This window comes from Haladaptatus sp. DYF46 (assembly GCF_021083305.1).
Taxonomy (GTDB): domain Archaea; phylum Halobacteriota; class Halobacteria; order Halobacteriales; family Haladaptataceae; genus Haladaptatus.
In genome coordinates, this window is the sequence record NZ_JAJFAY010000019.1 from 1 (window position 1) to 6,710 (window position 6,710).

Annotated in this window: 7 protein-coding genes and 1 pseudogene; 3 read left to right on the top strand and 5 right to left on the bottom strand. The window is 56.4% G+C overall.

Going from position 1 to position 6,710, the window contains the following annotated elements; all coding sequences use genetic code 11:
• Positions 1-456: pseudogene (locus LJF34_RS28670) on the top strand (transposase); the annotation flags it as partial.
• A 562-nt stretch (positions 457-1,018) separates the two neighbouring features.
• Here LJF34_RS28670 and LJF34_RS28675 read toward each other — a convergent pair.
• Positions 1,019-1,768 carry a CPBP family intramembrane glutamic endopeptidase gene (locus LJF34_RS28675; protein ID WP_231190390.1) on the bottom strand — a complete coding sequence of 250 codons (750 nt, stop codon included), beginning with the start codon at positions 1,766-1,768 and terminating at the stop codon, positions 1,019-1,021.
• Between the two features lie 263 nt (positions 1,769-2,031).
• Between LJF34_RS28675 and LJF34_RS28680 the strand changes: the two genes are divergently transcribed.
• On the top strand, positions 2,032-2,244 hold the full coding sequence (locus LJF34_RS28680) for a DUF4177 domain-containing protein (protein ID WP_231190393.1): 213 nt from the start codon (positions 2,032-2,034) through the stop codon (positions 2,242-2,244).
• Positions 2,245-2,935: 691 nt separating this feature from the next.
• Here LJF34_RS28680 and LJF34_RS28685 read toward each other — a convergent pair.
• Genes LJF34_RS28685 through LJF34_RS28700 form a run of 4 tightly spaced genes read right to left on the bottom strand, consistent with a single transcriptional unit; the run spans position 2,936 to position 5,551 of the window.
• A complete protein-coding gene (locus LJF34_RS28685) occupies positions 2,936-3,223 on the bottom strand; it encodes a transcriptional regulator (protein WP_231190396.1) in 288 nt (95 codons plus the stop codon).
• Between the two features lie 6 nt (positions 3,224-3,229).
• Complete coding sequence (locus LJF34_RS28690; protein ID WP_231190399.1) at positions 3,230-3,844, bottom strand: hypothetical protein; 615 nt, start codon at positions 3,842-3,844, stop codon at positions 3,230-3,232.
• Positions 3,837-4,709, bottom strand: coding sequence for an ABC transporter ATP-binding protein (locus LJF34_RS28695; RefSeq protein ID WP_231190402.1), 873 nt, complete (start codon positions 4,707-4,709; stop codon positions 3,837-3,839). Before LJF34_RS28695 ends, LJF34_RS28690 begins: the two co-directional genes overlap by 8 nt.
• Positions 4,709-5,551: a hypothetical protein gene (locus tag LJF34_RS28700; protein ID WP_231190406.1), complete on the bottom strand. Its 843-nt coding sequence runs from the start codon at positions 5,549-5,551 to the stop codon at positions 4,709-4,711. Before LJF34_RS28700 ends, LJF34_RS28695 begins: the two co-directional genes overlap by 1 nt.
• A 692-nt stretch (positions 5,552-6,243) precedes the next feature.
• On the opposite strand from LJF34_RS28700, the gene LJF34_RS28705 reads away from it, so the two are divergent.
• Entirely contained in the window at positions 6,244-6,381 is a 138-nt protein-coding gene (locus LJF34_RS28705; RefSeq protein WP_231190409.1) for a hypothetical protein, read from the top strand.
• The last annotated feature ends 329 nt before the right edge of the window (positions 6,382-6,710 follow it).

Genomic DNA, 6,710 nt, shown 5'->3' on the forward strand with positions numbered 1-6,710 from the left:
GTTCCAAAGCGAATGCAGACAAGTGAGCAAGCCCAAGCAAAGCGATTACTGCAGTGGGATCAAGACCGGTACGTGACTGACCGGAGCCTCCTATTGAACGACGATGAGCGGCATGAGACAACGCTTGTGTACCGACGCAGGGACAATTCCAATCGCACGGGCTATCGCCAGTATTCGGTGTTTATGACGAATGGGAATCCGAGACTGTTACGAGAATATTCGTATCGGTGGGAAATCGAGAGTGGCTACAAGAGCATTAAGCGGTTCATGGCGGCCACAACCTCGAAGAACTTCGTGTTGCGGTTTTTCTACTTCGCGTTTGCGTGTCTGCTGTATTCAATCTGGCGTGCGGTCGATTTACTGGTTCAGATCGATTTGACTGGCGAGTACACGCGATCGCCTGTTGTGACGGCAAACACGGTGCTCACGCTGCTAAAGCAGACTGGCATTGGATAGTGCTGTGGTAGGATGTAGTAAACTCCCGTGGATGAGCAACAGCTCTGGCTCAAACAGTCCGCAAATCCTGGAAAAGCTAAAATACTAACTAGAATTGGCCATAGACTTCGGTTTGAAGTGGTTGCAGACCGATAAATCAGTCGAAATCGTGCATTCTAGCCCCTCTATACTGGGTGTAGTCTCATCTTCCGTGGCGCCAGAAGCTGAGACTAGTCGTCTCAATGCATACGATATGAGCTGCTGTCTCTGAAATTGCTTTGAGTCAAACGAAGATGCGTAATCGCTAGTGGCCATTTCTTGGTGGCGTGGAGGGTTGAAATTCACTGAACCGACCGAGCAGGATACCGAAACCAAGAAGAACGACAACTGCGCCGAGCGCAAACGGAACCGTATCGTCGTAGGTTTGGCCGAAATAGCCTGCCGTAATCGGCGCGAATGCGCCGCCGGTGGCCCAAACCACTGGCTCAAGCAGAGGAACAGAACTGCCGACTCGACGGAAAACACGATGACGATTGCGAAAACCCCGAGCCGCCGACTGACGCGTTCGGCCAGTCCGGGATCGCTACGCAGCGACCACGTACGAGCCAGTCAGGAGGATGGCGTTGTACGCGGCGTGGGCGACGATAGGGACCGTCAGGCTGTCCGTCCACTCGTATAGCACGCCGAAAACGGCGCCCGTCACGATGAGGAGAGCAACGCCGCTGGCGAGCGTGGCAACCTCACCAGTAAAGTTTGCGAGATGAAGCGATCCGAACAAGAGGCTGGCGCCCACGATGGCGCCCACCGGACCGAACGCCTCGCGCAGTGTCCCCTGGACCACGCCACGAAAAAGGAACTCCTCGACGGGCGCGATGAGAACCACTGACAGTCCAGCTATCCACAGGAAGAGGGACGGGTCGTTGACGGCAACGTTCTCGATGACGGAACCCGGCGCCAGTCCCAATGATTCCACTAGGTACCAGAGCGCAGACGCGATGACGATGGCGATGGCCGCGCCGCCGAACGCGATGCCGATCTGGCGGCCGTTGGGCCTCGAAATCGGAATTGCCATCTTGCGATACCGCGCGACGGCGTACCCCGCGACGAGGAAGCCGGTCTGACCGCCAACCAGCAACGCTAGGAACGCCGGCGGACTATCGATGGCGAAGTCGAGGAGCACTAACGGAATCAGGGTGGCAATGCTGCCGATGGTGTTGACAACGACGGCCAAGACGGTTACCACGACGGCCACGCCGACGGCGCGGCCCGGGGATGACCGCCGTCCGGATTCGGTACTCACGTTGTCTCCGACGGTGTCTGGATTCATTTCCATGGTGGGCGCATCACGAAGAAGACAGATAAGTGTTGAGTCGATTCAGGCGCGAACGACCCCTTCTATCGGATCCCACAGATATTCTCTGGTCTGTGCTGAATACACAGCGCATATTGATTACTCAGTCACTGACCTCATCTCGTGATGCCTCAAGCTAACTCATCGTCCATCGTTGGTTAGTGCGTAAATCATCAAGGAAATCAGTGTTGCTCATTTTTTGGATAGTAGGAACGATTTTATCTTCGCGCGACCTTTGATGCACCGTGAGCAACAGAAGGAGCGAAGGGCGTGGAAGGGACGAAGTGAATTACGAGTACAAAGTTGTTACCGCGCCGACCAGCTATCTATGGATGCATGTCAAGCGTGATGCGACCGAACAATTGTTGAACGACCACGCGGCGGACGGATGGGAACTAGACGAGGTCGTCGTCAACTGGTTGGGCGGTGCCGAACTGTTCCTCCGACGCCCCCGCTGAGTGACAACGGTCCGTCATTCACCATACGATTCAACCCTCTGCGCAGCAGTCCGCCCGCACATTTTCCGTGGCTAGATGCGAGCGACCGGTATGGTCTAGAACGACATCGTGACGACTTCCCGGAACGACCTGTGTCAATTGCAGGACAAGCGGTTGCACGAGGTTGTCATCTGCATCTACGAGAACATCTCTTTCTACGCCGATCACTAAAGGAGGCGGGCATCACCCTAGCGACGTGTTTGGGACGGCAGACCTTCCGAACCTCCCAACGACGGAAGAGGACCTCTGAGACCACCACCCGAATGACCTGTTCATGGTGCTCGACTGAACGTCGAACGAGGACGAAAAACGTCACTCCCACTTCCCACGGGCGATGTGGTTGTTCGGCGTTGGACCGGTCGGAAAAGTTGGTTCGAGAGGCACTCCGGAACGCCTTCGAGGATTAACAATCTAGCCAATATTGGATTACAGAAACAATACGTCCATAGCATATTCTGTGGTAGAGAGTCCACGGCCATTCTAATATGCCTTGAGTAGGGAGTAGGCGTACGCATGATCGAAAACCGGTACAGAGATTCCTAACTATCTCCGCTACCGACCCTATTGATACTTGGTGTACGCGGTATCTCGAGAACACACTTTACAAGATCGAGAAGGTCGGCGAGAGCGCTCTCGGGGCGCAACCTAAGCGCTACTCCTCAACGCCGTCGATCAACGTTTCGAGAGTCCGAACGTGGGACTCGAATATCGACTCGCCATGGTCAGTGAGACGATAGGTCGTCTGAGGCTTGCGGTCGACGAACTTCTTTTCAACGGCAACGCAGTCTGCGTCCTCCATCCGTCCGATATGGCTCGCGAGGTTTCCCTCGGTGACCCCGAGTTCCTGCGTGAGTTCGGTGAAGCTCGCCTCTCCGTGAGAATAGAGATACGCAAAGAGTTGCAATCGTGTCGGCTGGTGGACTAGCTTGTCGAACTCCATAGACGATTACACCTTGGAGAGGACGGCGTATGCGCTAAGACAGTACACTGCGTACCCAACGCCGAACACCGCGAACTCCCAGCCGCGGGCCGCCGGCACGTACGGAATCGTTGCGACAAGGATGAGGCTCCAGAACCCACCAAGGAAAAAGGCGTAGCAATCGGCATCCCGAATGTTGTACGCGCTGAGGAGTTGGCCGAGGTAGAGATAGGCGACGCCAATAAGCGTCCCGACCAAGACGAGCCAAAGCGGCATGAGCTGGGCGAACTCGATTGCGTCGACGTATGGACCGGTTCCGACGATCAACGTGCCCATACCCCCAAACAAAATGATGTGCCAAGTCCGCCAGCTAGGGACACCGGTCGTGGGACGCTCGTACGTAGAGATCATCCGCCAGAGAACGACCTCGTAAGCGATTAACACGCCGACAGTCAATGCGATGATCCACGGACGAAAGCCCTCACGAAAGCCCAGTTGCATGATTGGAAACACGACTCCCACCGCGAGCCCTTCAACAATCCAGAAGTGCCACCAGTAGGGGTAGGCCTCCTGTAATCCCATCGCCTGCTTGATCTGGCCGAGTTCCTCCTGAAGGTCGACATCCTCTCCCGTTTCAGTCATCGGTCGGTTGTTTCGCGACTTGGTTCGTGTAGTAGTTAAACAGGTCGGTGTACGTCGGGGAGACGACCGTGAGACCCTCGGGAAGCGATTCGAGGGCAGTCTCCTCGGAGGCGAAGCCACGGATGGTGCCGTTGCCCCGGAAGACCTCGCCCCCGAGGACGTGTCCGGCGAGTAATTCAGCGTCGCCGAGGTTCGCCTCAACGACGGCCGGAACGGCGTTGAACAACTCATCGGCGACGCCGGTCGCGACGACCCGACCGTCAGCAACGAACGCGAGTCGGTCTGCGATGTCCGCATCCATGGGTTGGTGGCTCGAGAAGACAATCGTCTTCCCTTCGTCCTGTTTCTCGCGGAGCAATGCGTGAACCTCCTGGATCGTCGGAAGATCAAGGGCGGCCGTCGGCTCATCGAGGATGTAGAGCGGGACGTCAATGCTCAGCGCGATCACCAGCTCGAGTTTCCGTTTCATCCCACCGGAGTACTCGTTAACGGGTTTGTCGAGGTCGTCGATGAGTCCGAGTGCCTCAGCATACCTGTGCCAGTTGTCGACGAACGCGGGGTGAAGCTGGCTGTAAAAACGGATGTTCTGGCGGCCGGTGAGCCGAGGTAGACAGAGGGCGTCCTGCAACAGGAAGCTCGTCGTATCCGAACGCTCGCTAGCCGGGGTTCCGAACACATCCACTGTTCCTGCCGAGGGGTGTTCGCTTCCCGCCAGACAGGAAAAGAGGACAGACTTCCCGACGCCGTTGGGCCCCAACACCGCGAGCAGTTCGCCGGGATCGACGGTGAGCGAGGCGCCCCTAAGCACCCGCTCGTCGCCGAAGGACCTCTCAAGGTCGGTGGCAACGATCGCTGGTTGGTTCATCACCACCACCTCCGCTCGTAGAGGACTACGGTGAACAACGCCACCCCGACGACGATCGCGAGGAGGGCATACAGTCCTAGGAGGGCGACCGATTCAGGACCCGCCGGCGCCGCGGGCGGGGCGGCACCGATCGCGGTCCACTCGGCGTCTGGAACTAAGTGATACACCAATAGCCGCGTCGGTAGGGTGTTCGGCAGGTAGTTCAGGACTTCTCCCTCGATCATAGAGAGCTCCGTTGTGATACCGTTGAGTCCAGTTAGAATGTAGCCGGCGATCGCGATCATGGGCACCGCGTACTCGGCAACACGCTCATTTTTCGCGTAAACGACGAACGGCACCGCAACGATCATCCAAGCCGCACAAGTCAGCGCGAACGCTAAGACGACGATGGGGATCGACTCAACCCCACGGAGGCCGAACGATCCACCGGTCGCGACGCCCGCGGCGATTGTCAGGGCGAACGTCGCCGTCGCAAAGAGCACGCCAGCGAACATGCGCCCGGCGAGTTCCGATAATGGCGAGATTGGCATTGATCGGTACGCTGCGTACCGACCGTCCTCAAGGTCGCTCGCGAGCTGGTAGCCGAAGACGTACAGACAAATGTAGATCGCACCAAAGGTGCCGGTTCCGATCGCCCAGCTCGCCGTCATCGTCGGTGAGAGACCGTCGATCTGAGACGTATACAGTAGTTGCATCCCCGGTGCGAGGGCGACGATCGTCAAGAGCATCGTCCAGCTGGTACTCACCTCGCGAAAGCTTCGTTCGGTAAACGCCATGGCTTGGCGAACACGCCCGGCTGATCGGCCGGGGCGGTCGCCGTCATGAATGGTGGTCGTTGTCATCGGCAGCTCTTTGCTCTAATAGACATAATACTTTTCGATACAAAGTTACTTTATGCTACAAAGTAGATTCGATCATCGCGCCAGAAAACATCCTAACAGGGCTCTCAGAAGGGTTCATCCTCGTCACTAGATCGGGGTGGCGGCCGCGATCACTCGTGATAGGTCAGGGCAGATCCTCTCGAGCGGTCTATGCGTGATTCCCGAAAGGCAAGTGCCCGTCACTGCCGGTGATGGGCACACGGAGGTCGATCAAGCTCTTTAGTGCGGTTAGTGACACTGGCAAGACGTACTTCCTACGGCGTGAAGTGAATTTCAACATCACTACCACGATCCAGCTGTTAGGCGAATCCAGACTGAGTTCAGTAGAAAAAATCTCATTCCGAAGCGAATCCACGGAGCTGAACGTGAGGATATTGAGACAACGATGGGCAGGAGGTCGCCACTGAGCCAACGACTGTCCACGTCAGGCACGGCTCGCACGCGATGCAGTTCCTGTAGTTCCACTGACGAAAGGAGAGAGTACAACAGTCTTTGCGACGAATCTCTTGGTCGGACAGACGAGGCAGAGACGTTTTGTCACCAGTACAGCCGTCGCTGGCAGATCGAGAATGAGTCCAAAAACATCAAGAGTGACTCCCTAGTGAAGACTTCTTCCAAGGGATTACGTGCGGCTCTTCTATTTTGTGTTCACGATGCTGGTACATAATCTCTGGCGGCTCACCGATTTCCTGTTGAAGGCGGGTGTCGGCGGTGAGATGGACTACGCCCCGGTTCTGACGGCTGGTGAGTGCGTCGAGTTAGTCTGTTCAGCACTGGTCCCGCCGGATTAACGCTTAACGCCGACTCAGGCCACCCATTGTGAGTGGCAACGCTCTGCGAGATCTCGAATTTTGAGCAGTTTTCACTTACTCGATGACATCTAACCGAGAGAGATGGGTTGAGTTCTCACCACTTTGGTTATTCGAGCCACAATTGGCCGGGAAATCCGAGGGAATAGCCCATCCTCCGAAACTGCGTGCACGGTGAGGACGACAGAAGTTGAGACTGGTGCTCTCAATGCATAGAAATCGGTATGAGCGAGTGTTTTATTATGCTTTGACAAAAATTATCAACGTATGATTTCACGACGAAATGCCCTTGCTGGTGCCCTCGGTGTGTG

Coding starts and splice junctions, on each gene's coding strand:
- LJF34_RS28685 (WP_231190396.1), bottom strand. CDS start 3,223: ATGGAGTTCGACAAGCTAGTCCACCAGCCGACACGATTGCAACTCTTT.
- LJF34_RS28705 (WP_231190409.1), top strand. CDS start 6,244: ATGCTGGTACATAATCTCTGGCGGCTCACCGATTTCCTGTTGAAGGCG.
- LJF34_RS28675 (WP_231190390.1), bottom strand. CDS start 1,768: ATGGAAATGAATCCAGACACCGTCGGAGACAACGTGAGTACCGAATCC.
- LJF34_RS28700 (WP_231190406.1), bottom strand. CDS start 5,551: ATGACAACGACCACCATTCATGACGGCGACCGCCCCGGCCGATCAGCC.
- LJF34_RS28695 (WP_231190402.1), bottom strand. CDS start 4,709: ATGAACCAACCAGCGATCGTTGCCACCGACCTTGAGAGGTCCTTCGGC.
- LJF34_RS28690 (WP_231190399.1), bottom strand. CDS start 3,844: ATGACTGAAACGGGAGAGGATGTCGACCTTCAGGAGGAACTCGGCCAG.